This window comes from Pelagicoccus sp. SDUM812005, assembly GCF_031127875.1.
Lineage (GTDB): Bacteria > Verrucomicrobiota > Verrucomicrobiia > Opitutales > Opitutaceae > Pelagicoccus.
Genome location: NZ_JARXIA010000006.1, coordinates 139142 through 165616 on the forward strand (window position 1 = coordinate 139142; position 26475 = coordinate 165616).

Consider the following 26475-nt stretch of genomic DNA (forward strand, 5'->3'; position numbering starts at 1 on the left):
TTCGGAAAAGGTGCTGGGCTTGCCGTCGAGGGGCATGGTTTTTCCGGGAACTTAGACTGTGGTTCGGGGCTCTGTGGAGGGGTGAAAACGATTTCGATAGTGTTGCTTACGGTTGGGGTGGTGCTGATTGCGTTCGGCCTTCGGGAGATGGATACGTTCAGCTCGCAGATTCGGGAATTTTTCTCGGATCGTCCTTCGGAGGAGGCTCTGGGCTTGCTCGTCGGCGGTGGGGTAGCGGCTTTGCTGGGCGTTATCGGTTTAGTGGCGGGCGGTCGTAGGTCCAGGTAGAGGGGCGAAGGATTCGGCCTTGGCCTGAAGGGGCTGGTTGTATAGCGGTTTGGGTATGGAGGCGAAGCCGACTATGCGTTCGATCGGTCGCGTGCGGGCACGGGATGGAACGGGGCTCTATTGCGAGGTCTTGGACCGCGGTTGCGATCGCTGGTTGGTCTTGGTTCACGGGATTGGAGAGCACTGTGGCCGGGGGGATGGATTGCTGTCCGTTCTGGGGGAACGCCACAATCTGCTCCGTTACGATTTACGGGGCCACGGTAGAAGCGAGGGCCGCCGTGGCTATGTCGGGAACTTTGCGGAGCACTTTTGCGATCTCGAAGATGTTGTACGGCATGCTTTTTGCCTGTATCCGAATCTGCGTTACGATGTGTTCGGGCATTCGATGGGGGCATTGGTCGTGGCGGGCATGTTGCAGGGCGGGGCGGGTAGGGTTTCTTTACCGCGGCGGGTTTTTCTTGCGTCGCCCCCTGTGGGCATTGGCGGTTTTGGGGGAAGTCTGGTGAATCGTATTCCCCAATATGTCTTCCGAGCTTTGTGCCGATTGCCGGTCTCGCTTCCGCTATCCTCGGCTTTTAACCGCTCCTTTTTGTCGCACGACGCGGGTGTGGTGGAACGCCTTGATCGAGACCCGCTTAGCCTGAAGCGGCTGCACAGCAAACTTGCGCTGGGTTTAGTGGCGGCGTCGAAGGACGTTTTTAGTCGACCGTTGGCGGTGCCGGTGGAGCTTTTCGGCGCGGTGGGTAGCGCGGATCGAATCGTTTCTCCCGCTGCGGCGAAACGGTATTTTCGCGAATTCGAATCGAGGGCTGATTTTCGGGTTTTCGAAGGGGCCTACCACGAGCTTCATCACGAGGTCGCTCGGTACCGCGAGCCGTATTTCGACTTTTTAAGATACGTATTTGGATCCTAGCGGTAGGCTCAATTCGAGTTCGGATGGGCTTGTAGGCAGGCGTCAGATGAATTCGTTGAGGCGATCCCAGGCGGCTTCGGGAGTGAGGGTGGCTAGGGTGGCTAGGGTGGCGGCGTTTTTGGCGCTGAGGCGCAGGGGGGCGTCGCCTTTGGAATCCCAATTGGAGACGGTGGTGGGGCTGACTTGGGCGATGATGGCGAATTCGTAGGCGGTCATGCCGAAGGTGTCGCGAAGTTGGGCGACTTCGAGACCGGTGAATTTTTTCTTGGGGGGGTTGGCTTTGGGGCTTGGCTTCGGTCTTGGAGGAGTCGGGGGCTGGGGGGCGAGCGGCTCCGGGGCGGGTTCGGATGCGGATTGGCTGGTGGTGTCGATGTCGATGCCGAAGACGTCGCCGAGGGCGCTGGCGTCGAGGCGGCGGCGGGAGCTGGTGGCGGCGGGGAGTTCGATGCGGTCTGCGATGAGCTCGCTTTGGTCGACGCCGCGGAGGGTGAAGAGGAGCTCGGGGGAGTCGTCGAGGCGGCGGCCGATGCCGTAGAGGATGGCGGCGAGGTGCTTGCAGAGGTCGGCGTGGTCGGGGCAGTCGCAGCTGAGCTTGATTTCGTGGGGGAGGGGGAAGAGTCCGTGCTCGGGGTGCGTGACTTGGCGCATGACTTCCTGGGAGAGCTTGCCTTGGAGGAGCTCGACGAGGGAGGCGATCTTGCCGGTGCATTGCTTCTTGAGCGTTTCCCAGCGGTCGGTAGGTAGTTGGGCAATGGATACGTTGAGGTGGTAAGTCTCGCTGCCGACGACGATGGCTTGGACTTGGCCGGGGGTGAGTTCGAGGTGGGCGACGGAGCCTTGGCGCAGGTAGGAGCGTCCGCGGGGGAGGCGGTTTTCGTAGTCGCTGAAGCTTTCGAGGTGGCGGCACCAGGCGTGTCCCCAGAAGGATCTGGCGATCTTGGCGCCGCCGAAGGGGGCGATGGGCTGGAGCTCGTAGCCGTCGTGCTGGAGTCGCTCGATGGCGAGCTGGGCTTGGCGTTTGCGTTCGGCGGCGGTGACGTAGGGTTGGTAGTCGTCCATGGTGAGAGGTGGTGGTGTGAGCGGGATTTTGCGGCAGCGCTAGGGGGCTAGGCGGTATTGATGTCTAGGGTGACGAGCTGGAGCAGGTCGGCGTCGGAGAGTTCGGTGAGCGCGGGTTCGTTGGTGTTTTCGAGGAGGTTTTGGGAGAGGGCGTTTTTGCTGCGGATGAGTTGGTCGACTTTTTCTTCGACGGTGCCGCGGGAAACGAATTTGTGCACGAGCACGTTTTTCTTTTGGCCGATGCGGTAGGCGCGGTCGGTGGCTTGGTTTTCGACGGCGGGGTTCCACCAGCGGTCGAAGTGGATGACATGGGTGGCGGCGGTGAGGGTGAGGCCGGAGCCGCCGGCTTTGAGGGAGAGGACGAAGTGGGGCGGGCCGTCGGGGTCTTGGAAGCTGGCGACGAGGCTTTGGCGTTGCGCGACGGGGGTGCCGCCGTGCAGGACGAGTCCGGGGCGGCCGAAGAGGGTGGCGAGGTAGGCGGAGATGGGGGCGGTCATCTCGCGGAATTGGGTGAAGACGAGGACTTTTTCTTGGCGGGCGGCGATCTCTTCGCAGAGCTCGCGAAGGCGGAGGAACTTGCCGGAGGCTTCGGGGGCGAACGCGTTGTCGCCGAGGGCCTGGCTGGGGTGGTTGCAGATTTGCTTGAAGCGGGTGAGGTAGGTGAGGACGAGGCCGCGGCGTTGCATGCCTTCTACTTCGCGGAGGTCTTTGGCGAGTTCGGCGACGGTGCGTTTGTAGAGGGCGGCTTGTTTGGGGGCGAGGGTGCAGTAGGCTTTGACTTCGGTTTTGTCGGGAAGGTCGGAGATGATGGATTTGTCGGTTTTGAGACGGCGTAGCAGGTAGGGGGATACGAGTTTGCGGAGGGGGGAGTAGTCGGTGTGGCCTTTGCGTTGCAGGCTGTCGCTGAACTTTTGGAAGGCGGTGGGGGTGCCGAGCAGGCCGGGGCAGGTGAAGTCGAAGAGGGACCAGAGGTCGGAGAGGGTGTTTTCGACGGGGGTACCGGTGAGGGCGATGCGAGCGTGGGCGCGGAGGCGTTTGACGGCGCGGGTTTGCTGGGTGTTGGGATTTTTGATGGCTTGGGCTTCGTCGATGACGACGAGGTTCCAATCCTGCTGGGCGAGCCAGTCCTGGCGGGTGAGCATGCCGTAGGTGGTGAGGAGCACGTCGGCGTTTTCGAGGGCGCGTTGGGGGTGGCGCTGGTAGGCTTTGAGCTCGGCAGCTGGAGTTTCGGAGGGGTGGATGCAGCGTAGCCGCAGGCTGGGGGCGAAGGCGGCGAACTCGTTCTTCCAGTTGGCGAGCAGGGAGGCGGGAAGAACGAGGAGGGAGGGTGGTTTCTTTAGGGGGGCTGGGTTCTGATTTTTTGGTTTTGGGTTCTGGCGGTGGGTGTCTAGGAGGAGGGCGATGATTTGGATGGTTTTGCCGAGGCCCATGTCGTCGGCGAGGCAGGCTCCGAGGCCGAGTTGGGTGAGGAGGCGCAGCCACTTGAATCCAGTTTCTTGATACGGTCGGAGCTGTCCTTGGAGTCCGGGGTGGTCGCTGGCGGCTTCGATGAGCTCGGGCTGGCGGAGGCGTTTGAGGGTGTCGGCGAGTTCGTGGGTGGCGGTGACGCTGGACCAGTCGTTTACGGTTTCGAGGTCTTGGGGCTGGGGAGCTGAGCCGAGATTTTGCGGGGCTCCGGCGAGCAGGCGCATGCCTTGTGCGAAGGTGAGGTTTCCGTGGGCGGTGTGGGCTTGCACGCGCTTCCAGTGGTCGAGGGCTTGCTGGAGTTTTTCGCGGTCGACTTCGACCCATTGGCCGTTGAGGCGCACGAGGCCTTCGGCATTTTGCAGGAGGGTTTCGATTTCGGCGGGGCTGAGCTTTTGTTCGCCGAGGGCGAATTCCATCTTGAAGCTGAGCAGGGCGTTGAGTCCGACGGAGCTGCTTTTCTTTTGTCCGAGGGTGATGGCGACTTGGGGGCGCGGGCGGGCTTTCCACCAGTTGGGGAGGCGGGTGAGCAGGCCGCAGGCTTCGAGCTCGGGAATGGTTTGGAGGAGGGCGTAGGCTTCGTCGGGGGTCCAGGCGATGGGGTGGTAGAGGTCGCCGGTTTCGAGGAGTTGGGCGACGAAGGGGATTTGTTGGGAGGCTTGGTGTACGGGTTCGAGAAGTTGGAGCAGGCGGGCCTTGTTTTTTGCTCCGGCGTATTCCTGAAGGGCGTGGGCGAGGGGCAGGAACTTGACTTGTCCGGAGTCGCCGAGGCCGGGGGCGTAGGTGGCCATGAAGGCGAAGGGGTACTGCGGGTCGTTTTTGTTCTCGGCAAGGTGGAAGCAGACGCGGCCGACTTGATGCCACTTGGGGGCGTGGGTTTTGAGCCAGTCGCCGACCTTGCCGGAAGAGTCGGCGATTTGTTGGCGGAGGTGCTGGGAGAGTTCGCTCCAGACTTGGGCGAGCAGGGTGGCGCTGAGGTATTCGCCGCCGGGAAAGGGCGGGGCGGAGAGGGCGCGGAATTTTAGTTCTTCGTTAGGCGGTGGAATCTCGTCGGGGAGCGGAGCTGCAGCGGGGAGGCGGCAGAGGTGTTCGAGCAGGAGGCTGGCGATGGACTTCCAGTAGTCCAGGCTGGGGGAGCTTGTGCTTGAATATTGGGTACAGAGGTAGAGGAGCCCTTCGGAAGTGGAACGGGCGAAGGCTTGTTGGAGTCGTTTCGCTTGCGGGGAGGGGGCGTCGGTGTCCAGGACGGCGCTGAGGCGACCTTGGGGAGAGAGGGTGAGCGTGGGAGCAGGCGAAGGCATGGTTATGGATTGGGAATAGCTTTTGGCGGTCGGGCCCGATGGGGGCAACGGAGAATCGATGGGGAGGGCGCCGAATTGGCGCAGCTGGTGGCTTGAAAGTTGGGCCCGGTGGAGAGATGCTGGATGGCATGTGCTTGCGGAGCTTTGCAATGTGGTGGGTTGGCTTGGGATGGCTGGGGTCGCTGGCTGCGGCCGAACCTGAGGTAGAGGTCGCCTTCGAGGCGGTGCGAATTGACAGGACGGTGGCGGTCGACGGGGAGCTGGAGGCTTATTTGGCTCCGTACCGAGCGGGGGTGGAGGCGTTCGCTTCCGAGGTGATCGGCTATGCGGCGGAGCCCTTGTCTCGCAGTCGGCCGGAGTGCGGGCTTTCCAATTTGGTAGCGGATTCGCTGCGAGCGGTGGGCGCCAAGGAGTTCGAGGAGGAGGTGGATTTGGCGGTGACGAATTTCGGCGGCTTGCGGCGAGACTTGCCGCAGGGGCCTTTGACAATGGGGCTGATCGCGGAACTGTCGCCGTTTGAGAATTACCTAACCTATTTGGTGGTGGAGGGGGAGTTTGTTATGGAGCTGGCGCGGCAGGCGACGCGTGGCGTGGCGCTTTCGGGGATTTCGGTGAAGCTGGATGCTGAGGGAAACGTTTTGGAGGCGCGAGTGGGTGGCGAGCCGGTGGAGGCCGGGAAGCGGTATCGGGTGGTGTCGATCGACTACTTGGTGTCGACCTACGATTCGTTGTTTCGCGAGGAGTGGATTGTGGAGAAGCGTGTATCTAAGAATCTGGTACAGCGGGATGCGATCGTGCTGCGTTTGTCGGAATTGAACGCGCAGGGCGTGCAAATCTACGATGCTGGAGCAGGGCGAGTGGAAGTGGTGACGCCTAAAAAGTGAATTGGAAGGGGGATAGAGTTATGGATAGAAGACGTTTTCTGGGGACAGCGGGCTTGGGGCTGACGGTTTTGTCGGGGGCTTTGGGCAGAGTGGGCGACGGGCGTCCGCGGCTGACGATTTTGCAGACCAATGATACGCACTCGCGCATCGACTCGTTTCCGATGGATGGCGGTCGCAACGCAGGCTTGGGAGGAGTGGCACGACGCAAAGTATTGATCGATCGGATACGGGAGCGGGAGGAGTATACGCTCTTGGTCGACAGCGGGGATATTTTTCAGGGGACGCCCTATTACAATCTTTATGGGGGCGAAGTGGAGATCGAGTCCATGAACCGGATGGGCTATGAGGTCGCGACGGTGGGGAATCACGAGTTCGACAATGGGATCCCGGGATTGGAGAAGACGATGCCGCTGGCAAATTTCGAATGGGTTTCGAGCAATTTGGATTGGGGCGGCGCGAAGGAGTTGGCTGCCGTGGTCAAGCCTTGGACGATCCGCGAGATCGGACCGTTTCGGGTAGGGCTTTTCGGCTTGCTTTGCGAATTGAAGGGAATAGTGGCTGAGGACAATCACCGAGGGGTGGTGTATCTGGATCCGGTGGAGTCGGCCCGCCGTTCGGTTGCGGCGCTGAAGGCGAGCGGCTGCAACCTGATCGTGTGCCTTTCGCACTTGGGCTATGCGACCCGATCGGAGGGCGAGCAGCTGCGGGACGATCGTTTGCCGGCGGAAGTGGAGGGGGTGGACTTGGTATTGGGCGGGCACTCGCACACCTTCTTGGACGAGCTGGTGGAGCTGCCGCGCAAGGGCGGCGGAGTGACGCGGATCACGCAGCAGGGCTGGGCTGGAATGCGCTTGGGACGGGTGGACGTGCGCCTGGGGAAAGGGGAGTCCTTGGTCATGAGGCAAGACCCGCTGGTGGTTTCGTAGGAGCGAGCGAGACGCGCGCGGACGGCCGGGGGCGTAGGAGCGGCGGGAGGTGTGCGCAAAAAGTTCATCAACGTTGATGAGGTTTTTGCGCAGCGTGTTGGGGCGTCGCGTTGTAGGGAGCGTGTGGGTTGTGCGGGTGGGCGGTTGTGTGCGGGTGGGCGGTTGTAGGAGTGGGCTTGCTGGGGGTGTGGGGATTTGGGGCGGGTGGCGTTTGGTTAAGCTATGTTTGGTGGGATGGTTTTTTGTTCGGTGGGGTAGTTTTTGTATCATCGCTGATGATACATTGCGTTACGGTTGCGTGCGGTTGGTGTCGGTCTTGAAACCTCATGTCACGGGGGTGTGAAATCTTGAGTTTATCGTTTGATGGCCATTGACCGAAGGCTTGTTCGGGCAGGTTGATTGCTGTATGAACTTTCAAACTACATTTGCTAAAACTCTGGGAAGCGGCTCCGGAATGCGGACGCGCCGTTCCGGAGTGTCCTTTCGGACGTGGGGTGCCGCGTTGTTGGCGCTTTGCTCGTTCGTGTTTGCTCAGGCTCAATCAGGCACTGGCTCCATTGCGGGCCAGGTGCGGGATGACATGACTGGCCGTTCGCTTCAGGGCGCTGTCGTATCGGTTCCGGGTACGAACTTGAAGGATTACACGGATGCTCAGGGGCGTTTTTCGATATTCGAGGTCCCTGCGGGAACTCATCAGGTGGAGGTGAGTTACCTCGGTTTGTTGCCGCACCAGGAGCAATTGAGCGTTGAAGCCGGTGGCGTGAAGAACCTCGAGGTTTACTTGGAGTCGCGCGTGGTGGAGTTGGACTCGTTTTCGGTTCGCGGCTTTATGTCCGGCCAATCGCGAGCCATTAACCAACAGAAAACCGCAGCTGGAATTGTTAATGTTGTTTCCGAGGAGAACTTCGGGTCGGTGCTCGATGGCAATATCGGACAGGCCTTGCAGCGTTTGCCGGGCATCAGCGTTGACGAGAGTCAGGACGGATCGCAGGGCAGCATCAACATTCGTGGAATCGCGGGTGAATTCAATTCCGTACAAGTCGACGGGAACCGCGTTCCGTCTTCTGGCGGAAGCAACAGTTTTAACCCGCGTCAGTTGGCTGCGGATGGAGTCACGAATATTGAGGTGATCAAGGCTCCGACGCCTGACCAAGACGGCGACGCGATCGGCGGCATCATTAACTTGGTGGCCCGCAGCGCCTTCGAGCGTAGCGGCAAGGAGATGAAGTTGAAGCTTTCTGGCGTATTGAACGAAGAGCCCGGCAATTGGGGGCATGCTGCTACCTTTTCCTACTCGGATCTCTTGAGCGTCGGCGGTGGCGAGAAGAACCTCGGAATCGCCTTCACCCTGAGCAGCTACGAGACGGATCGCTACTCTAGGAATGCGGACCAGGACTGGGTGCAAGTCGATCCGGAGACGAATCCCGAGCTCGGCTTGGACGCCTATAGCGAACCGGTTTGGTTTATGGAATCGACTCACTTCGAGCACGATACGCGGCAGACCAATACCGAGACCTTGAGCGGTTCGATCGACTTCCGCACCGACGAGCGAAACTCTTTCTACGTTCGCCCAATGATCAGCCAATACTCTTTGGGCGGAGTGAAGTACGAGACCGATATCGATATTGATACGGAATTTGATAACGACGCTGACGGAAACAAAACCTACGCCGCTCTAAGCCCTAGCTATGGTCGTGGATCGGAAGATAGTGAAGCGTCCCGCGGATGGATCGGCACTCTTGAGGATGTAGACAACGATCTTTATTCCGTATCCATGGGAGGACGACACGAACAGGACAACGGGTTGCTCACGTATGATTTCTACTTTTCGCGTAACAAGGCGACGATCAACGAAGACAGCGAACTGAATATGCTGATGGAGCCGGATGATCCGTGGTTCATTTTTGAATACGATGTTGTGGATGCTCGCGGCGATGTAGCGGTCGATGTAGTGAACGGGGTCGACTCCACGGACCTCAGCCAGATTGTCGAAGGCGAACTGGAAGATGTTTGGGGAATGAAGGAAGAGAAGGTCCAAAGCGCTCGTATCGATTGGGAGCGCGAGTTCTCCAGCGACCGCGGTTCTTTTACCTTTAAGACGGGCGCGAAAGTCCGAAAGAGTTCTCAGGTTCGAGACATCACCGTGAACCTTTATGAGATGGACGAGGATTTCGACTACGCGAGCGTTCTGGAGGAAACCGATGAGGTCATTTTCCTCAAGCCGAAGTACTTTAATGCCCAGCCTGAAGTCGCTCTGGCGCTGTTGGAATCGAATCCTGAACGCTTCGAGTTCGTGGAAGACGACTCGCTGGAAGACAGCAACGTTGAAGACTACGATGCTGACGAAACGGTAAGCGCAGCTTATGTGATGGGAACCTATGAAACGGGTATCCACACCATTATCGCTGGTGTGCGATTCGAAGAAAGCAAGTGGGAGAATGCCAACAAGATCGTCAGCTACTTTGGCGACGTTCCGACGGTTACCTCGGTCCGCTCGGAAAACTCGCATTCCTTCTGGCTGCCGGGTATCCACTTCCGCCACGAACTGAGCGAAAACTTGATCCTGCGCGAGAGCTACAACAAGAGCTATGCTCGCCCTCGTTTGAGCGAGTTGTCGCGGGGCCGTTGGGTGGATGACGACGGAAACATCGAAGACGGAAATCCGAGCCTAACGCCCGCGGTGTCTGACAACTTCGATGCTCAGCTCGAGTACTACACGGACCGTGGCGGCCTGTATTCCGTTGGTTTTTTCTACAAGGATATCGAAAACTTCACCTTTACGCAGACCTACGACTTCAACGAGCTTGACGAGAACGGAATCCCGATCCCTGCGGAAGACGGCGATCTGGAGTACGAACGTCCGGTCAATGGGGCTGGCGCCACCAACTACGGAGTGGAGCTCATCGCTCGCCAGCAGTTGCATTTCTTGCCGGGAGCGCTGCGCGGCTTTGGCGTTGCCCTCAGCACGACGTTTACCGAGAGCGACGCTGAGTATCCAAATCGTACTGACGGGCGAGAACTGCCGTTGGAAGGATTTTCGGAACTGCTCTATACTGCGACCTTGGACTACAACCTAGGCAACCTGAGCGCTCGCATCGACTACCGGTTCCGTGACGACTACATCGAAGGATTGGGCGACGATATCGAGAGCGACGAGTTCTACGCGGCTGAGGAGCGAATCGACGCGGAGGTATCCTATCGCTTCAACGACAAGCTTCGGGTCTTCGCCACAGCTACGAACCTGACGGACCGCGGGCAAATCTCTTACCAAGGCTACCCGCAATTCGTGGAGGACGCTAGTTTCGCCGGAAGGAAGATGACCTTTGGCGCGGAGATCGACTTCTAGACGAGCACGCAACTTTGCGGAAGTATACGAATATCTGATACGGGAGGCGTCGCGAAGACGCCTCTCTTTTTCGTTTGTCAATATTAAGTTTTTTATCGCTATGAAACACCTTCGAAAATCGACGCTTTTCCTTTTGTTATCTGCCTCCTGCAAGTTGTTGGCCCATGATTCTTCGGATCATTGGCATCCGCAGAAATATTCGATCGAGCTTGAACACGCTCCTACGCCGATTCCCGAGCGAGTGGTGCTCACGTGGAACGACGATCCTGCCACGACTCAAGCCGTTACCTGGAGGACGGATACATCGGTGTTGGAGGCGGTGGCCGAAATCGCGGTTGCCAACGCAAATGGGCGGGCTCTACGGCCCGAGCGAGTGAAGGCAACGACCGAGCTGTTCGAGAGCGACATCAACGAAGCTCGCTATCACTCGGTGACGTTTCGTAGTCTTGAGCCGGATACGCTCTATACGTATCGCGTTGGAGATGGCGAAAATTGGAGCGAGTACTTCCATTTCCGTACGGCCAGCGCTACTGCAGAGCCTTTTACTTTCATCTATTTCGGCGACGCCCAGAACGAACTTAAGACGCATTGGTCGAGAGTGTTTCGCGAAGCGTTTCGAGACGCTCCGCGAGCGGCCTTTACCTTGCACGCAGGAGACTTGATCAACGAAGACGCGTGGGATGCGGAATGGGGCGAGTGGCATGGGGCTCCGGCTTGGGTGAACGGAACGATTCCGGTCATCGCGACTCCCGGAAACCACGAGTACTTCCGGGCGAATCAGGGCCCCGCCCATGAGCGGTTCTGGAATGCCAAGGACGGAACGGCGCTGGATTTGGAGGTGGTCGTTGAGGAGACGAAAACCGCGGACGGAGCGGAGCTTTACCGGGCTACGGCTCGTCGCGCTGGCAGGCAGGTCGCTTACCTGGAGTTTAACGATGACGACGAAATCACCCTGGTGGGAGAGGGGATGGAGGCCTTGACTGGCTATGGCGCGGACGAGCTTCTCGGAACGGAAATCGACAAGGCCCCCTTGCGCGACCGTCGGCAAGATCGGGGAACGCCCCAGGTGAGCACTCATTGGCGGCCGCAATTTTCCTTTCCGTTGCAAGGGGCGCCAGAAGGCTTGGAGGAGACGTGCTACTACATCGATTATCAAGGGGTACGGTTCATCTCGCTCGACTCCAACCGGAGCCGGGAGGAGCAGGTTCCTTGGTTGAAGTCGGTGTTGGAGGACAATCCGAACCGTTGGACGATTTTGACTTTTCACCATCCCATTTTTTCGCCGGCGAGCGATCGCGACAACAGGGAGCTGCGGGAGCTCTGGAAGCCGGTTCTCGATGCTTACCGAGTGGATCTGGTGCTAAACGGGCACGACCACACTTACGCTCGCACCGGCAAGCTGGGCGAAGTGAACGTGGAGAACATTCCAACGGGCTACCAGCAGGCCTACGACCCGGAGGTGGGCACGGTCTATGTTGTGTCGGTGAGCGGTCCGAAAATGTACCCGGTGACCAAGGGAAGCTTCGCCAAGCGGGTGGCGGAGGATACGCAGCTCTATCAGATTATCTCGGTCGAGGGGGACGAGCTTTCCTACAAGGCCTACACTGCGACGGGTCGTTTGTACGACGCCTTCTCCTTGAAGAAGCGGGAAGGGCGACCCAACGAGCTTCTCGAGCTATTGCCCGAGGAGAATCGCAGGAGGGATTAACGAAGCTTTGAAGGTATGATCTTGCAGCGCGGCTGTCTGGGCCAGACAGCTCTACCTTGGCTATCTCGCTCACGGTTCGGGTCGGGCCCGTTGCGTGGCGGGTGGCCAGTTCCTACCTTGTCATTCCGGCAAAAGTACTCTAGCGCTTCCGGTTCTCACTCATTATCGCAAAATGAAAGTTAAGAAAGTAGGTATTCTCACGGCAGGCGGCTTGGCCCCTTGTCTTTCCTCGGCAATCGGTGGCTTGATCCAGCGCTACACGGAAATCGATCCGGACGTAGAGATCATTTGCTACAAGAACGGTTACTACGGCCTGCTCAAGGGCTTGAGCTACGAGGTGACTCCGGAAGTCCGCAAGAACGCCGGCAATCTCCACCTTTTCGGCGGCAGCCCGATCGGCAACAGCCGCGTGAAGCTGACCAACGTGAAGGATTGCGTGAAGCGTGGTCTGGTGAAGGAAGGCGAAGATCCTCAGAAGGTGGCTGCCGACCAGCTGGTGAAGGACGGCGTGGACGTGCTGCATACCATTGGCGGCGACGACACGAACACGGCGGCCGCGGACCTGGCGGCTTACTTGGCGAAGAACGACTACGCCTTGCGCGTGATCGGCTTGCCGAAGACCATCGATAACGACGTTTACCCGATCAAGCAGTCCCTTGGCGCCTACACGGCGGCGGAGCACGGCGCCAACTATTTCGAGAACGTGGTGGCGGAGCACAACTCCAGCCCGCGCATGCTGATCATCCACGAGGTGATGGGTCGCCATTGCGGCTGGCTCGCGGCTTACACGGCCTACGAGTACCACAAGCGCCAGAAGTGTCGCTACTGGGTGCCGGAGATCGGCCTTTCCCGCGAGCGTCACGACGTGCATGCGGTTTACGTGCCCGAGCTCAGCATCGATCTCGAGGCGGAAGCGGCGCGTCTGCGCAAGCAGCTCGACGAGCATGACGCGGTAAACATCTTCCTTTCGGAGGGCGCGGGCGTTGCTGACATCGTTGCCCAGAAGGAAGCGGCTGGCGAGGAGATCGTCCGCGATGCCTTTGGCCACGTGCAGCTGGACTTCATCAATCCGGGTCAATACTTCGCCAAGCAGTTCAAGGAACTGATCGGTGCGGAGAAGGTGCTGGTGCAGAAGAGCGGCTACTACTCTCGCGCGGCGGCGGCGAATCCGAAGGATCTCAACTTGATCAAGAGCTGCACCGACAAGGCCGTGGAAGCGGCTTTCGCGGGCGAGAGCGGCGTGATCGGCCACGACGAGAACAACCGCGACATCCTGCGCGCTTGCGAATTCGAGCGCGTGGCGGGCGGCAAGCCGTTCAACACGGACGAACCTTGGTTCGACGAGTTGCTCTCGGAGATCGGCCAGTCTAAGGGCAAGGTGCAGGACACCAGCCACTAGGACATAGCTGTAATCGAATTTAGAATACAAAAGGCCGAAGCGTTTACGCTTCGGCCTTTTTGATGGCCCGCTGATGGCGGGCGAAATTTGTGGTTTACTCTTTGTATTCGGGAACGGTGACGCGCTCTACTTCTTCCAGGGTGGTCAGGCCGAGGAGGGCTTTTTTGAGGGCGTCCTCGCGGAGGCTTTTGAGACCGAGGCGTTTCGCTTCGGCGTGGATTTTGGATACGCTGGATCCTTGGGAAATGAGTTCGCGCATGCGCTCGGAGACTTCGACGATTTCGTGCACGCCGAGGCGGCCGTTGAATCCGGTATGGTTGCAGCTGGGGCAGCCTTTGCCGCGATAGAAGGGGATGTTGGAGTCGATGCTTTCGGCCGTGAAGTATTGGGCGAGCAATTCTTCGCGGGGCTGGTAGGCTTCCTTGCAGGACTCGCAGATCTTTCCGACTAGGCGTTGGGAGAGAACGCCGTTGAGAGCGGGGGCGACCATGTAGGGGTCGACTCCCATTTCGACGAGGCGGAGGATGGCTTGGGTGGCGCTGTTGGTGTGGAGGGTGGTGAGAACGAGGTGGCCGGTGAGGGCGGCTTCGGTGGCGATCTTGGCGGTTTCGAGATCTCGGATTTCGCCGACGAGGATGATGTCCGGGTCTTGGCGGAGGGCGGAGCGGAGGATGGCGCTGAAGTCGAGGTCGATGCTGTGCTTGACCTCGAAATGGTTGACGCCGGGCAGCTGGTACTCGACGGGGTTCTCGATGGTCATGAGGTTGCGATCGCGGTCGTTCAGGTAGTCGAGCGCTGAATACAGGGTGGTGGTCTTTCCGGAGCCAGTAGGTCCGGTGACGATAAATATGCCGTTCGGCTTGGAGACGGCGGCCCGGAAGCTCTTGCGGTTGCTTTTGGCGAAGAGCAGCTCGTCGAAGTTTGGCAGGCCTTTCTTGCCGGCTTGGCCGAGGAGGCGGATCACGGCTTTTTCGCCGTGCAGGCCGGGGCAGGTGGAGATGCGGAAGTTTTGGCTGAAGCTGCCGACTTCGACGGTGAAGCGTCCATCTTGGGGGAGGCGGGTGTCGGAAATGTCGAGCTCGGAGATGAACTTCATGCGCACCATGAGAGCGTTGTGGGCTTGGGGCGGGAGCTCCACGATATCGCGCAGGTGGCCGTCGACGCGGTAGCGAACTTTGGCGTGGCCCTTGTGGGCCTCGAGGTGGATGTCGCTGGCCCGTTGCTTGAAGGCGTTGTAGATAATATGGTTCGCGAGTTCGACGAGAGCATTGTTTTCGACGAGTTGCTTGAGGGTGTCGATCCCTTCCTCGGCCAGCTTCTTGCCTTGGGTGTAGGCTTCGAGCGTTTTGAGGGCTTCGTCGAAGGAGATGTTCGACTGGTAGTTGATCTCGATGGCGTGGGCGATGTCTTCGGCGTGGCCATAGACGGGGCTGACGCGCTTTTGCAGGAAGCGTTCGAGGGACTCGACCAGATTTCGGTTGGTCGGGTCGGACATGGCCATGGTGACGTATCCGTCGAACTCATACAAGCCGATGGCCTGGATCTTCTTGGCCATCTCGAGAGGGATGCGTTCCTCTTCGGGGTACGAGATGTTGATGGAGAGGGGGTCGACGTAGGTGGTGTTGTTGGCGCGGGCCCAGAGTTCGCCGACAGGGTCTTTTCGCATGTAGCCCTTTTCGATGATCTCGAGCATCATGCCCGAGTGGTCGCGCTTGTACTTGCTGGAGAGGGCGTTGAGGGTGAGGGAGTCGACCTTCTCTGATTCGGAGACGAGGTCGACGAACTTGTCGCATCTAATTTCTCGCATCGTCTCGGAGGTCGAGGTTGAAGAAGGAACCGATGGCTTGTTGACCGAGTAGTTCGCGCGTGGATACGACGCTCTCGAACTCTGATTTCGCATCGGAGAGGAGCTTTTTCATGTCGTAGGTGACGATGAGGTCGTCGAGGCTCTTTATGGACCCTTGGGCTTGAGGATCGTTCTCAGGTGCGGCCATGGCAGTAAGGTGGTTGGGCGCGCTCAGTTGGCAGCGGCGGGGGTGACGGTGGCTAGGACCTTTACGATCAGCTCCTTGATGGCGTCTGGCGATTGGGTCTTGAGGATGTAGTAGGTGGCTCCGGCTTTGGCGGTTTCCTCGATGGTGTCGCGGGTGGATACGGCGGTGAGCATGATGACTCGGGCGTCTGGGTTGAGGGCGCGGATGCGCTTGAGGGCTTCGACGCCGTTCATCTTGTTCATGTTGATGTCGAGCAGGATGAGGTCGGGCTGGTACTCCTGGTAGGCTTCCACGGCGTCCATGCCGTTTTGCATGAGGTAGACTTTGGAGATGCCTATGTCCTGGAAGAGGAGCTTGAGGAAGGTGCGCATGTGCGCTTCGTCGTCGGCGATCAGTGCTGTTGTTTTACTGTAGTCCATTAGCTGATACGTTTTAGTTTTATCTGAAAGTGGGCTCCGCCTTCGGGGCGGTTCTCTACGGAAATTTCGCCGCCGTGGCTGGTGACGATGCGTTTGACGACGTAGAGTCCGATGCCGCTGGTCGACTCGCCGCCGGTGGGCAAGTTGGAGGTGCGGCTGAATTCCTTGAAGAGCTTGTCGAATTCGTTTTCGGGGATTCCGGGTCCGCCGTCCTTGACGGAAAGGTAGATCCAGCCGGCGTCGGCGCGGGTCTCGAGGAGGATTTGGGTATGGCTGGGGGAGAACTTGATGGCGTTGGTGACGAGGTTTTCGACAGCTCGGGTGATGAGCCGTTTATCGATGGAGGCGACGGCTCCGCTTGAGGTGTCGACGTGGGCGAGCTTGATGGCTTTCTTTTCGGCGGCGGGTGCTTGGAGCTTGGCGATTTGGCTGGAGATATCGCTTGGGGGGAGGCGGTCGCGGGAGAGTTCGAAGTGGTCGAGGTCTATCTTTGAGACGTCGAGCAAGTCTTCCACGAGGTTTAGCATGTTCTCGCTGGCGTCGATGATGCAGCGTACCATCTCGCGTTGGCTTTCGTTGAGCCGGCCGAAGCGCTCGGTTTCGAGGAAGTGGGAGACGCCGCAGATGGATGCGATGGGGTTTCTGAGGTCGTGGGAGGCTACGCCTAGGAATTTGGTTTTGGAGGTGTTCTGATGCTGGAGTTGGTGGATGGTCTCGACGGCGTCGCGGCGTTTTCGGAAGTCGGAGATCTGGCGTTTGCAGCGGGTGAGCAGTTCAGTTTTGCGGATGGGTTTTTCGACGTAGTCGTTGGCTCCGGCTTCGAAGGCCTGGCTCATGGTATCGAGGTCGGAACTGCTGGTGATTATGACGAGCGGAATTTCCGCTGTGGAGGAGTGGCTCTTGAGCTCGCGGCAGAGGGCGATGCCGCCTTCGCCGGGCATTTCGACGTCGCAGAGGATCAGCTCCGGCGGCGCTTTCGCGATCATGGCTTTGGCTTGCTTGGCGTCGAAGGCGTGGAAGATTTGGTAGTCTCCTTCGAGCAGGATCCGTTTGACGATGCCATGGGTGGCGCGGTCATCGTCCACGAGGAGGATTGGGCCTTTGCGAAGATCGGGAAGGGGGCCGAGGTCCGCCTCAGGCTGGGGGGAATTGCAAGAGGAGTGATTCAAGTCGCTGAGAGTTGGTGATTCTACTCAATTCTCTCGGATTGAAGCTGTGGGGTTTAAGTAGGAGTTCTCGTTTTTCTCAGGTTCTGTTGCAAAAAGAAACCCACTCGCTGGGCGAGTGGGTCTTGTAAAGTTCAGATGACTAGTGGGTTGGATCAATCGCCCTCTAGAAGAGCTGCTCGTCGAGGAACTTGTAAAGTTCTTCTTCGCTGACGCGTTTTTGCTCCGTGGTGTCGCGATCACGTAAGGTCACGCTGCCATCGGTTTCGATGGTTTCGAAGTCGATGGTGACGCAGTAGGGGGTGCCTGCTTCGTCTTGGCGGCGGTAGCGTTTGCCGATGGCGCCGGCGGTGTCCCAGAAGACGTTGTAGCGCTTGGCGAGCTTGTCGTAGATGGCGCGGGCCCGTTCGACGAGCTCGGGCTTGTTCTTGAGAAGCGGGAGCACGGCGACCTTGTAGGGGGCGATGCGCGGGTGGAACTTCATGACGGTGCGCTTTTCGCCGCCGACTTCGTCCTCGGTGTAGGCTGCTGTGAGCAGGGCGAGGAGAAGTCGGTCTACGCCGAGCGAGGGCTCGATGACGTGGGGGATGTACTTCTTCTTGGCGGCTTCGTCGAAGATCTCCATAGGCTTGCCGGAGTGTTCGGCATGCTGGGTGAGGTCGAAGTCGCCGCGGGCGGCGATGCCCCAGAGCTCTTGTTCGCCGAAGGGGAACTGGAAGGTGATGTCGGTGCAGGCTTTGGCGTAGTGGGCCAGCTTTTCGTGCACGTCGCGTCCCAGCATTTCTTCGGGGAGGCCGATGGAGATGAGCCAGTCGTGGCAGTACTTGATCCACTCCTGGTGGATTTCGGACCAGTCGCAGTCGGGTGAGATGAAGTACTCGATCTCCATCTGCTCGAACTCGCGGGAGCGGAAGATGAAGTTTTTCGGAGTGATCTCGTTGCGGAAGGCCTTGCCGATCTGGGCGATGCCGAAGGGGATCTTTACGCGGCCGGTATCGACGACGTTCTTATAGTTGGCGAAGATACCTTGGGCGGTTTCGGGACGGAGGTAGGCGGTCGCGGAGCTGTCGCTCAGGGCGCCGACCTTGGTCTCGAACATGAGGTTGAACTCGCGTGGAGCGGTGAGGCTGCCCGGTTCGCCGGTGGCGGGAGAGGGGATGAGGGCCCACTCGGACTCGTCGGCTTCGGTGTAGTCCTTGAGCTCGATGGGGGCGAGCTCGCCCTGGTGGCCGCCCTTGCGCTTCATCTTCTCGGCTGCCGCTTCGGCGTCGGCCTGCATGTTGCCGTCTTCGAGGATGGAGACGTAGCCGATCTTTTCGCCGTCAACGATGACGGGGGCGAAGAAGAGCTGGTCGGCGCGGTAGCGCATCTTGGAGACCTTGCAGTCGACCATGGGGTCGGAGAATCCGCCCACGTGGCCGGAGGCGACCCAGATCTTGGGGGACATGATGATGGAGGAGTCGAGGCCTTCGATATCCTCGCGGCGATGGACCATGTCCTTCCACCAGGCGTCCTTGATGTTCTTCTTCAATTCGACGCCGAGGGGGCCAAAGTCGAAAAAGCCGTTATAGCCGCCGTATATTTCCGAAGACTGGAATATGAACCCTCTGCGTTTGCAGACGGCTACGATGGCATCCATGAGAGGATTGGTTGATGCTTTTGATTTGGCCATAAGGGCTGTGAAAATGGCGTTTCGCAGGGGCGGGTCAAGGTGAAGAATGGCGAATGGCGAATTGTGGGGAGCGAATTGGAATGGGGAGGTGGGAAGGCGAATCTGGTCGGCGGGCTTGCATGTTCCAAATAGGAGTTGCCAAGCGGTTGGTCATGTCCTTTCTCTTGCCAGTTACCAAAGAATAGAACCTTTTCTCAACATGTCGGAATTAGAAGGAAATTGCCTCGTTTGTCAGTCGGGTGGACCCACTGCAGTCATTAACGCTAGCCTCGCAGGCGTCATCGAAGAAGCGCTCAATCACGAGTGCATCGAAGAGATCTACGGGGGCCTCAATGGCGTGGTGGGCGTGTTGAACGAAGATTTGGTCGACCTCGCGGCGGAATCTCAGCAGGCGATCCGCTTGCTCAAGGCATCCCCCGGCTCCGCGCTCGGCACTTGCCGCTACGCCTTCAAGAAGGAGGAGGACCTGGAGCGCGCCTTGGAGGTTTTCAAGGCCCACAACATCCGCTACTTCTTCTACATTGGCGACAGCGAGTCCATGGCGATGCTCGACAAGCTCGATGCCTTGGCCAAGGCGCAGGGCTACGAGATGCGCGTGATGGGCATTCCCAAGACGATCAACAACGACATTTCCGCTACCGACCACACGCCGGGCTACGGCAGCATGATCAAGCACGTGGCGACCACGGTTCGCGAGATGGCGGCCGATAACGGCTCGATCGGCGCGGGCGACTACGTTTCGATCCTCGAGGTGCAGGGCCGCAACTCCGGTTGGATCGCTGCCGGCTCTACCTTGGCCAAGCGCCGCGACCAGCCGCACGATCCCCCGCACATCATCCTCTTGCCGGAGATCGCTTTCGATCCGGAGAAGTTCGTGGCCGACGTGCAGAAGGTTCTCGCTCGCGAGAGGTACTGCTTGGTGGTGGTTGGCGAAGGTTTGGTCGACCTCGACGGGAACTACGTTTCCGCGAAGGCTTCCAGCAGCGACGCTTTCGGGCACGTGCAGTTGGGCGGATCCGGCGAGTTCCTCCGTGGCATCGTCGAGACGCGCTTGGGCGTTTCCGCTCGCTCCTGCAAGTTGGGCGTGGCCGGCCGCGCCGCGACGCACAACGCTTCCCAGACGGACTCCGACGAGGCTTACCTCGCAGGTTCGGCAGCGGTGATCCAAGCGGTCGAGAACGGCAAGAGCGGCAAGATGATCACCTTGCAGCGCGCCGAGGCTGATTCCTACAAGTGCGAAACGGGCTGGGTTGACTTGGCCGACGTTCCTGCGACTTCGAAGCAGCTGCCTGCGGACTGGATCAACGACGACGGCGTGAGCATGAACTTCCCGTTCGTGAAGTACGCGACTCCGCTGATCCAAGGCGAAGTTTCCCTGCAGTGGGACAATGGTCTGCCGGTTTTCGTAAGCTTGAAGGGAACGCGGATCGACAAGGTCCTCCCTGCCTACGAAATCTAGTTCGGAGCGTATCCAAATTTCGAAACCCTCGTCGCCCCAATTGCGGGCGCGAGGGTTTTTTCGTGGAGGGAAGCGAGGGGCGAGTTCCAGCGATGTCGATGCGGGGCGGAACATTCGGTTTGCCCGATGGGGAGATTGCTCCTTTCCTTGGCGCTGGCTCGCATAGTGCGGCCTGATTCCCTTCTTATCCGGCTTTCATGAAAGACACCCCGACATGGTTGCGTCCCAAGCGCTGGCTCGCATTTTTTCTCACCTTGCTGGGCGTATGCTCGTTTCTGGCGATCGTGCCGGTGAGCCATGAGTCGGTGGAGGCTGTCGCGGCGGCCAAGGAGGTGGTGGCGGAATCGAACACGTCCTTTATCGACTACTTGCGGGAAGGGGCACGTGAGGTGCAGGTGACGGGGCACTGGACATCGCTGTTGCCGCCCTTGCTGGCGGTCATGATCGCCGCGTTTTTCCGCACGATGGTTGGAGCCCTGGTGTCGGCTTTCGCCGTGGGGTCCTTCCTTTCCTATGGCTTGAACCCGCTGGCGACCGCGGTGCTCGGAGTGAACGATTTCTTGATCAAGCCGGCGCTCTCCCAGTTCAGCATCCTGATCATCGTTTTTTTGGTGGCCTTGGTGGGCATGGTGCACGTGATGGCCAAGAGCGGCGGACTGGACGGTTTGGTTCGGTTGACGGAGCGTTTCGCCAAGGGGCGTCGGCGGGCGAAGATCGCGATCGGCTTGAGTGGCTTGGTGGTATTTTTCGACGACTATTCGAATACGGTAGTGCTCGGCACCACCATGCGGAAGTTGTCCGATCGTTGGAAGATCTCGCGCGAGAAGCTGGCCTATCTGGTCGATTCCACGACGGCGCCGGTGGCGGGGCTGGCGTTGCTTTCCACTTGGGTTGCTTTCGAAATTTACCTGCTGGGGGACATTGCGGCGGAGCAGGGGCTAGGGATTTCTGGATACGGGATGTTGGTCGAAATGCTGCCGCTGCGCTTTTATTGTATCGGCACCTTGATCTTCGTTTTCATGAGCTCTGCTTCGGGGCGGGATTTCGGACCGATGCTCAGCGCGGAGCGGCGAGCGTTTAGGGAAGGGAAGGTGATCGATGATTCGCATCGGCTGCTGGTCTCTTCCGAGAAGGACTTCGCGACGGGATCGGCGAAGCCGCGCTGGGTCAATGCCTTGGTACCGATCGCGATCCTGCTGGTGGGAATTGTCGGGGGAATCGTGATACTGGGACAAAGCCGCTTGGAAGGCGCGGGCGAAGCGAATTCCCTGGCTGGGTTCGAAGGCTGGCGCAACGCGTTCGGGGCGGCGGTTTACGATCCGAGCAAGGGCAGCGATGCGGGCGTGATGCCGGCGATGTTGACAGCCGCCTTGCTGGCGGGACTGGTGGCGGTGGCGCTGCCGCTGGCCCAAGGGGTGCTAAAGATTCGCGATGTGCTCAGTTCCTACAGCCGAGCGCTCTCTACCATGTGGATGGCGATCTTTATCTTGGCCATGGCGTGGGCGATGCGGGAAATCTGCGAGGCGCTCGGCACGGCCGATTACTTGATCGCGATGTTGGGAGGAAGCATTCCGCTTTGGATGTTGCCGCTGCTTACTTTCATGATCGCGGCGGTGATGTCGTTTGCGACGGGTACAAGCTGGGGAACGATGGGGATTTTGATCCCGATCATGATGCCTTTGGCGGCGGAGATGGGGGCTTTGGAGCCCAGTTCCTTTATCATCTACCTGCTCACGGCGGCGGCGGTTTTGGACGGCGCCATCTTTGGGGATCACTGTAGTCCGATTAGCGATACGACGGTGCTGTCTTCGATATCGTCCGGCTGCGACCATATCGCCCATGTGAATACGCAGTTGTATTACGCGATCGCGACAGTTCTTTTGTCCGGAATCTTGGGGTATCTTTCGGTGGCGCAAGGGATGCCGACTTGGCTGTTTTATCTACTCTATCCGCTTGCGGTGTTTGGATTGTTGCAGGTGTTTGGGAGGAAGGCGACCGTTGCGGATCCGGAGCCGGAAAAGAGGGACGATTCGGTGGCGTCCACGCTTCGTTAGGCAGTCATGCAGGATATTTGGCCCCAGCTTCGAGAATGGTTTATTGGGCGCGAGCGCTTTGCGTTGGCAACGGTGGTACGAGCGAGCAAGCCTTCGCCGCGGGGCGTGGGATCGGTGCTTGCGATTCACGAGGATGGAGTCCGCTTCATCGGCTCGGTGAGCGCGGGCTGCGTGGAGCACGAGGTGATCGAGGCGGCGCGGCTTTGCCTGGAGGACGGAGCGGCCCGTTGGTTGAGATTTGGGCCTGGGGAGGGATTCCCTTGGGAGATCGAGCTGTCCTGTGGCGGATCCATAGAGGTGAGGGTGGAGCCGGCACCTCATCTGCGTAGTGGCGTAGCCGATACGCTGGTTGATCGCATCGTCGACGCGCTGGATCGTCACATACCTTGCGTTTGGAGATCGGATGGGCGTGGCGATTCGCTGGACTTTGAGGCGGCGGGCTTGCGGGATACCTGCGAAGTGATGGAGGGGGATGATCGTGTTCTCTACCGTTTTCTGGGGCGGCGGAAGCGCTTGTTCGTGATCGGCGCTTCCCATATCGCCCTGCACCTCGCCTCGGCGGCGAAGATGTTGCAGTATGAGGTGGTGGTGATCGACCCGCGGGAAAGCTACGCGAGGGAGGATCGTTTCCAGGCGCGGCCGGACCAGCTTTGCGTGGAGTGGCCGGATCCGGCCTTGGGGCGTTTCAACTTGGGAGCGGCCGATGCGTTGGTGGCGATCACGCATGATCCGAAGATCGACGACAATGCTTTGGCGGCAGCGTTGCGAACTCCTTGCGGCTACTTGGGAGCCCTTGGAAGCAAGCGAAGCCATGCGGCGCGCTTGAAGCGCTTGTCGAAGCTCGGCTTTTCGCAGGAGGAGCTGGCTCGCATCTTCGGTCCGGTCGGGATCGATATCGGCAGCAGGACGCCGGCGGAAATCGCGGTGAGCATCGTGGCTCAGCTGATCCAGGAGCGTAACCGCGCGAAGCCGTGAAGCTGGCAGCGATCATACTTGCCGCTGGGCAATCCAAGCGGTTCGGGCGAGAGAACAAGCTGATGCATTCGGTTGGGGGAGAGCCTTTACTAGGTCGCGTGCTTGGGGCTTTCGAAGGGATAGGGCTTTGCGATCTCGTGGTGGTGACCGGGCATGAGCGCGAGCGTATCGAACCGCTGATCAGAGACTGTGGCGCTCGTTCTGTATTCAATCCTGAATACGCGGAAGGGATGGGGGGCAGTTTGGCGTGCGGGGTTCGTTCGCTGGACGGGAGCGAGTTGGATGGAGTGTTGGTTTGCTTGGGTGATCTTCCCGGGATGAATGGGGGCCTTGTACGGCAGGTGGTGGCGGGCTTCGAGGCAGCGCTCGGGAGGCGAGTCGTGCAACCCACTTATCTAGGGCGGCGTGGTCATCCGGTGTGTTTTCCCAGCCGCTGTTTCGAGCAGTTGCGAAGCTTGGCGGGGGATTGGGGCGCCCGCGAGGTCTTAAAAGCGGAGGGGGAGAGGGTTCTGCTTCTCGAAGTGGGTGAGGACGGGTGTGTTCGCGATATGGATACGCCTTAGCCACGAAAAAGCCCGCAGCAGCGAAGGCTGTGCGGGCTTGGGAAGTTTTGTTCGGACCTGTCCGGAAAGCGGTTTAGGCTTCGATTTGCGGACGGGTGCTGTCTGGCCAGTCGATGTGGTAGAACTTGCCGCGTGGCTGGTCTACGCGCTCGTAGGTGTGGGCTCCGAAGTAGTCGCGCTGGGCTTGCAGGAGGTTCGCTGGGAGGCGCTCGCTGCGGTAGCTGTCGTAGTAGGACAGGGCGGACATGAAGGTCGGGATCGCTACGCCGCTGGTAGCGGCAGCGGCGACAACCTTGCGCCAGTTCTTCTCGCAGCGCTCGACTTCGCCCTTGAAGTAGGGGTCGAGGAGGAGGTTGGCGAGGTTTTCGTCGCGCTGGTAGGCTTCGTAGATCTTCTGGAGGAAGGCGGCGCGGATGATGCAGCCGCCGCGGAAGATCATGGAGATCTCGCCGAAGTTGAGTTTCCAGTCGTACTCTTCCTGAGCGGCGCGCATGAGCTGGAAGCCTTGGGCGTAGGAGCAGATCTTGGAGCAGTAGAGGGCGTCGTGGATGGCTTGGATGAACTCTTCCTTGTCGCCTTCGAAAGCGTCGAAGATCGGGTTGATGATCTTGGAAGCGGCTACGCGCTCTTCCTTGACGGCGGAGATGCAGCGGGCGAATACGGCTTCGGCGATGGAGGGAGCGGCGACGCCCATGTCGAGGGCGTTGACGGAGGTCCACTTGCCGGTGCCCTTCTGGCCGGCGGAGTCGAGCACGATGTCGACGAAAGGCTTGCCGGTGACGGGGTCGTCCTGCTGGAGGATGTCGGTGGTGATTTCGATGAGGAAGGAGTCGAGCACGCCCTGGTTCCACTCGCCGAAGACCTTGGACATTTCCTTGGGCTCCATGCCGAGCAGCTTGGACATGATGGCGTAGGCTTCGCAGATCATCTGCATGTCGCCGTACTCGATGCCGTTGTGGACCATCTTGACGTAGTGGCCGGCTCCGTTTTCGCCGATGTAGGTGGTGCAGGTCACGCCGCCTTCGACGGGCTTGCCTGGCTTGGCGCCTTCGATGGGCTTGCCGGTTTCGGCGTCGACCTTAGCGGCGATGGCTTCCCAGATAGGCTTGAGCTCGTTCCATGCGGACTCCTTGCCGCCGGGCATGAGGGAGGGGCCGAAGCGGGCGCCTTCTTCGCCGCCGGAAACGCCGGAGCCGATGAAGCGGAAGCCTGCGTCGTTGAGCTCCTTTTCGCGACGGATGGTATCGGTCCAGAGGGCGTTGCCTCCGTCGATGATGATGTCGTCCTTTTCGAGGAGGGGAGTGAGGCTGCTGATGACGGCGTCGGTGGCCTTGCCCGCTTGCACGAGGATGATGATCTTGCGCGGGCGCTTGAGGGACTGGACAAACTCTTCGAGGGTCTTGGCTCCGAAGAGGCCGCCTGGAGTGTCTGGGTTTTTGGCGACGAACTCGTCCGTCTTGGACGTCGTGCGGTTGTAGACCGAGATCTTGAAGCCGTGGTCGGCGATGTTCAGGGCCAGGTTTTGACCCATGACGGCGAGGCCGATGAGTCCGATGTCTGAAGTTGCTGTCGACATAGTGATACTTATTAGAAAGGTCGGAAAGTAAAGCTCTGCGAAATGAAGCCAGCAAGCGCTAAAAAGCGATTCGTGTAGGGCAATCGCAACAAATCGGCGTTCTCATGAGCCGGACTGGCTGGAAACATGAGAATGATTTCGAATCGCGGGCCGCTCTCTGGGCCGCTTGTAAAAATCGCGGACCAAGGCTGTCCGCTATGCGGTCTATTGCCGCAGTGGCGGTCGCTTTTCGGCCGCGGTTTGCGAGGCGGGAGCTAGGCTCCGGAGGCGGGCAGGAACTGGGCGATCATATTGACCATGGGGGTCAGGATTTCCGGTTCGTTGCGGTAGTAGACCCAGTTCATGAAGATGATCATAGCGGTGGCGGCGATGATCGGGTACATGACGAGCTTGGGCAGGGACTTGAGGGTTTGCCAAACCGAGTACGCGAAAATCAGGCCCAGTACACCGATAGCGTAGGGAAACCACGCTTGGTTGTAGAGAGGTTGAAGGGACTGAAATAGTTTTTCCACGTAGTGCATGTGTTAGAAACGCATCTGACTGTGAGTGACTATCGTCCCTAGAGGGGGCGGATTAAGTCTCTTGGTGGCAATTCACCCAATCAGTTGCCCCGTCTGAGTAGTATTCCTTCTTCCAGATAGGGACACGCCCCTTGATCTCTTCGATAATGTACCGGCAGGCGTCGAAGGCGGCTCCACGATGGGCCGCGGAAACGCCTACCCAAACGGCGATTCCTCCAATCTCCAGCAATCCGACGCGGTGCTGGGCGATGGCGGCGTCGATGGCGAACTTTTGGAAGGCTTCGGCGAGGATGCGCTGGCCTTCCTTGTTGGCGAGGGCCGGGTAGGAGGAGTATTCGAGGCGTTCGACGGCTTGGCCTTCGTTGTGGTTGCGTACCCAGCCTTCGAAGGTGGCGAGGGCGCCGGCGTGGCCGTCGAGGAGCTGCTGCTTGAGCGCTTCGGGCTGCAGGGGCTCTGCGGAAATGGCGAAGGAGGGTGGCGGCTGGGAGGGAGGTGTCATCTGTTGGGTGGCGCGGGTGGCGCGGGGGAGGGGGATTTGGTTTTCAGCCGCCGGCGACGGGGGGAATGAAGACGACGGTGTCGCCGTCGGAGAGGGGAGACTGCCAGTCGGCGAAGTCGTCGTTGAGGGCGACCTTCAAGGCGGTGGTGGGCAGGGTGAAGCCGTGCTCCTGGGCGAGGTCGGCGTAGAGGGACGCGGCGGTGGCGGCGTCGCTTTGGACGGTTTCCTGGTCGAGGCCGCGCTGCTCGCGCAGGAGGGCGAAGTATTGGATGGTGAGTTTTTTCGGCAC

20 protein-coding genes are annotated in these 26475 nt (G+C 59.7%); 9 read left to right on the plus strand and 11 right to left on the minus strand.

All coding sequences use genetic code 11. The features are described 5' to 3' along the window. The first annotated feature begins 343 nt into the window (after positions 1-343). Positions 344-1201, plus strand: a complete 858-nt coding sequence (locus QEH57_RS09250; RefSeq protein ID WP_309006441.1) for an alpha/beta fold hydrolase — start codon at positions 344-346, stop codon at positions 1199-1201. 42 nt (positions 1202-1243) lie between these two features. Here the strand turns inward: QEH57_RS09250 and QEH57_RS09255 are convergent, their stop codons facing one another. Together QEH57_RS09255 and QEH57_RS09260 are read right to left on the minus strand one after the other, a co-directional pair. Further along, a complete protein-coding gene (locus tag QEH57_RS09255; protein WP_309006442.1) occupies positions 1244-2260 on the minus strand; it encodes a hypothetical protein in 1017 nt (338 codons plus the stop codon). Positions 2261-2307: 47 nt separating this feature from the next. Beyond that, positions 2308-5025, minus strand: a complete 2718-nt coding sequence (locus tag QEH57_RS09260) for a DEAD/DEAH box helicase (RefSeq protein ID WP_309006443.1) — start codon at positions 5023-5025, stop codon at positions 2308-2310. Positions 5026-5117: 92 nt separating this feature from the next. Between QEH57_RS09260 and QEH57_RS09265 the strand changes: the two genes are divergently transcribed. The 5 genes from QEH57_RS09265 (at position 5118) to QEH57_RS09285 (ending at position 13288) form a co-directional block, all read left to right on the plus strand. Continuing rightward, positions 5118-5909, plus strand: a complete 792-nt coding sequence (locus QEH57_RS09265; protein ID WP_309006444.1) for a 5'-nucleotidase — start codon at positions 5118-5120, stop codon at positions 5907-5909. Between the two features lie 20 nt (positions 5910-5929). Continuing rightward, on the plus strand, positions 5930-6835 hold the full coding sequence (locus QEH57_RS09270) for a metallophosphatase (RefSeq protein WP_309006445.1): 906 nt from the start codon (positions 5930-5932) through the stop codon (positions 6833-6835). Positions 6836-7289: 454 nt separating this feature from the next. Then, positions 7290-10181 (plus strand): TonB-dependent receptor, encoded by a 2892-nt coding sequence (locus QEH57_RS09275; protein ID WP_309006446.1) that lies wholly within the window; start codon positions 7290-7292, stop codon positions 10179-10181. A 100-nt stretch (positions 10182-10281) separates the two neighbouring features. Further along, a complete protein-coding gene (locus QEH57_RS09280) occupies positions 10282-11889 on the plus strand; it encodes a fibronectin type III domain-containing protein (RefSeq protein ID WP_309006447.1) in 1608 nt (535 codons plus the stop codon). 172 nt (positions 11890-12061) lie between these two features. Continuing rightward, positions 12062-13288: a pyrophosphate--fructose-6-phosphate 1-phosphotransferase gene (locus tag QEH57_RS09285; protein ID WP_309006448.1), complete on the plus strand. Its 1227-nt coding sequence runs from the start codon at positions 12062-12064 to the stop codon at positions 13286-13288. 94 nt (positions 13289-13382) lie between these two features. Here QEH57_RS09285 and QEH57_RS09290 read toward each other — a convergent pair whose 3' ends face one another. The 5 genes from QEH57_RS09290 to QEH57_RS09310 form a co-directional block, all read right to left on the minus strand. Next, positions 13383-15095 carry a GspE/PulE family protein gene (locus tag QEH57_RS09290; RefSeq protein WP_309006449.1) on the minus strand — a complete coding sequence of 571 codons (1713 nt, stop codon included), beginning with the start codon at positions 15093-15095 and terminating at the stop codon, positions 13383-13385. Further along, entirely contained in the window at positions 15082-15282 is a 201-nt protein-coding gene (locus QEH57_RS09295; RefSeq protein WP_309006450.1) for a hypothetical protein, read from the minus strand. Before QEH57_RS09295 ends, QEH57_RS09290 begins: the two co-directional genes overlap by 14 nt. 23 nt (positions 15283-15305) lie before the next feature. After that, entirely contained in the window at positions 15306-15701 is a 396-nt protein-coding gene (locus tag QEH57_RS09300) for a response regulator (RefSeq protein ID WP_309006451.1), read from the minus strand. Continuing rightward, positions 15701-16870 (minus strand): hybrid sensor histidine kinase/response regulator, encoded by a 1170-nt coding sequence (locus tag QEH57_RS09305; protein WP_309006452.1) that lies wholly within the window; start codon positions 16868-16870, stop codon positions 15701-15703. The genes QEH57_RS09300 and QEH57_RS09305 overlap by 1 nt, the downstream gene beginning before the upstream one ends. Positions 16871-17033: 163 nt before the next feature. Further along, positions 17034-18539, minus strand: coding sequence for a glycine--tRNA ligase (locus QEH57_RS09310; protein ID WP_309006453.1), 1506 nt, complete (start codon positions 18537-18539; stop codon positions 17034-17036). Positions 18540-18738: 199 nt separating this feature from the next. Between QEH57_RS09310 and QEH57_RS09315 the strand changes: the two genes are divergently transcribed. The 3 genes from QEH57_RS09315 (at position 18739) to QEH57_RS09325 (ending at position 23027) form a co-directional block, all read left to right on the plus strand. Beyond that, positions 18739-19998, plus strand: a complete 1260-nt coding sequence (locus QEH57_RS09315) for a 6-phosphofructokinase (RefSeq protein WP_309006454.1) — start codon at positions 18739-18741, stop codon at positions 19996-19998. Positions 19999-20195: 197 nt separating this feature from the next. Further along, positions 20196-22052, plus strand: a complete 1857-nt coding sequence (locus tag QEH57_RS09320) for a Na+/H+ antiporter NhaC family protein (RefSeq protein WP_309006455.1) — start codon at positions 20196-20198, stop codon at positions 22050-22052. A gap of 6 nt (positions 22053-22058) precedes the next feature. Beyond that, positions 22059-23027 (plus strand): XdhC family protein, encoded by a 969-nt coding sequence (locus tag QEH57_RS09325; protein ID WP_309006456.1) that lies wholly within the window; start codon positions 22059-22061, stop codon positions 23025-23027. 636 nt (positions 23028-23663) lie between these two features. Here QEH57_RS09325 and gndA read toward each other — a convergent pair. From gndA to QEH57_RS09345, 4 genes are all read right to left on the minus strand, one after another. Further along, positions 23664-25166 (minus strand): NADP-dependent phosphogluconate dehydrogenase, encoded by a 1503-nt coding sequence (gndA, locus tag QEH57_RS09330; protein ID WP_309006457.1) that lies wholly within the window; start codon positions 25164-25166, stop codon positions 23664-23666. 254 nt (positions 25167-25420) lie between these two features. After that, positions 25421-25678, minus strand: coding sequence for a hypothetical protein (locus QEH57_RS09335; RefSeq protein ID WP_309006458.1), 258 nt, complete (start codon positions 25676-25678; stop codon positions 25421-25423). 61 nt (positions 25679-25739) lie between these two features. Then, complete coding sequence (locus tag QEH57_RS09340) at positions 25740-26186, minus strand: molybdenum cofactor biosynthesis protein MoaE (protein ID WP_309006459.1); 447 nt, start codon at positions 26184-26186, stop codon at positions 25740-25742. Positions 26187-26229: 43 nt separating this feature from the next. Then, positions 26230-26475: a MoaD/ThiS family protein gene (locus QEH57_RS09345; RefSeq protein WP_309006460.1), complete on the minus strand. Its 246-nt coding sequence runs from the start codon at positions 26473-26475 to the stop codon at positions 26230-26232.